This window comes from Ruminococcus sp. AM42-11, assembly GCF_003480145.1.
GTDB lineage: Bacteria > Bacillota > Clostridia > Lachnospirales > Lachnospiraceae > Blautia_A > Blautia_A faecis.
Map to the genome: position 1 here is coordinate 1 of NZ_QUIO01000091.1, position 1,709 is coordinate 1,709.

2 protein-coding genes are annotated in these 1,709 nt (G+C 42.1%); one reads left to right on the forward strand and one right to left on the reverse strand.

Going from position 1 to position 1,709, the window contains the following annotated elements; genetic code table 11:
* The first annotated feature begins 242 nt into the window (after positions 1-242).
* Positions 243-920, forward strand: coding sequence for a GTP pyrophosphokinase family protein (locus DW904_RS22480; protein WP_118584331.1), 678 nt, complete (start codon positions 243-245; stop codon positions 918-920).
* Between the two features lie 160 nt (positions 921-1,080).
* Here DW904_RS22480 and DW904_RS22485 read toward each other — a convergent pair whose 3' ends face one another.
* Complete coding sequence (locus DW904_RS22485; RefSeq protein ID WP_118584332.1) at positions 1,081-1,410, reverse strand: hypothetical protein; 330 nt, start codon at positions 1,408-1,410, stop codon at positions 1,081-1,083.
* Between the last annotated feature and the right edge of the window lie 299 nt (positions 1,411-1,709).

Consider the following 1,709-nt stretch of genomic DNA (forward strand, 5'->3'; position numbering starts at 1 on the left):
ACTTATGCGTGAGGGCTCTCCCGAACGCATTAGTCGCAGTTAGCGATTAGTTCGCTGGAGCGTTGCGCCGGCGAGTGAGTAATACACATTGTCCAAATGCGTCCGCATTAAAGAACTTTTAATCAACTAAATAGCAATTCAATACGTTGCTTCTTTATAAAAATTCCGCTATAATAAACAATATGAGAAGCTCTTGACGGGGGCTCAGCATTTTACTTGTAGAGAGGTTGAAAGAATTAATTATGTCAGAAGAAAAGAAAGCGCCCTGGCTGGATACGCCAGATCCGCAGCGTTTTATCAAAAATGCAGCAAAGTTTAATGATCTGATGATGATGTATAGATGTGCCATCCGGGAGGTACAGACCAAGCTGGAAGTTCTGGATGATGAATTTTCAGTAGAGTATAAGCGAAATCCCATATCTTTTATTAAGACAAGGATAAAGAAACCAGAAAGTATTTACCGGAAACTGCAGAAGCTGGGATATGATTTTACAGCAGAGAATATTCAGGAACAGTTAAATGACGTGGCTGGAGTCCGGGTGGTCTGTGCTTTCATTGACGATATTTACACAGTGGCCAATCTGATTGCCGGACAGGATGATATTAAAGTTATTAAAATCAAGGATTATATCAAGAATCCGAAACCAAATGGTTATCGTAGTTATCATATGATAGTGGAGATTCCTGTATTCTTCTCCAAGGGGAAAACACCTATGAGAGTAGAACTTCAGATCCGCACCAACGGCATGGACTTCTGGGCTACATTGGAGCATCAGCTCCGCTACAAGAAGGGAATCGAGGACTTGCCAGGATATGCAGAGATCAGTGAAGAACTGCTCCGCTCGGCGCAGGCAGTAATCGAAACGGATAACGAAATGCAGCAGATTAAGAATAAGATTGGCATGTTTCATGATATTTAAGACAGGCTCAATCTACATAATTTTACGGCAGACAAAATTAATTGTCTGCCGCTATTTTTAGCCGAAACTTTAGAAACTTTTCAATTCGGCACTAGTATTCTATTATTACGAAATAATATAACGTAAGTAAGAATAAACTTTTTCTCTGACAATCTCTCTTTTATTTCAGCCACACGAATACACAGAATAAAATAAACAAAAATGCCGCACTTCCAAAGATCAGTCCCACAGTCAGTGACGCCTTCAGCGAAAGCCAGATGATTCCTCTTCTTTCTTCCTTCGTCATCGGCGGATTCTGAAAAGCGCTCAGATCATCCGGTACTTCATTTTCCATTCCCGGTTCCGGTACTTTTACATCAAATTCTTTTCTGCTCTTAGATGGATCACCAGGAAATATCTGCCATGGTCTTCTGGAATTCCAGGGCATACCATCCACATCCATATTGGCTACTGTGTAATCGGGCAATTCTTCTTTTTTTCTTTTTCCCATGTAGAACCTCCTGTTTTGCTATTTAATGTGTTGGTCGTTATCCCAGACGCGATTTTACAATGTATATTCACCGCCGCGCGTCGCAACGTTCCGGCAAGCTAATGACTAACTACGACTAAGACGCTCAGGAAAGCCTTCGCGCCTAAGTCTCCGTAAGTCATGGATCTCGCCTCCACTAAAACCGCTCCTAAAATGCGCGGCTTGCGAATATACATTGCAAAATCGCTGGTTACTGGAAAGGGAAGAAAGAAACAGTAACGACAACAACGCGGGTGGGGTGAAGTAGTTGGTATCCCGCA

Coding starts and splice junctions, on each gene's coding strand:
- DW904_RS22480 (WP_118584331.1), top strand. CDS start 243: ATGTCAGAAGAAAAGAAAGCGCCCTGGCTGGATACGCCAGATCCGCAG.
- DW904_RS22485 (WP_118584332.1), bottom strand. CDS start 1,410: ATGGGAAAAAGAAAAAAAGAAGAATTGCCCGATTACACAGTAGCCAAT.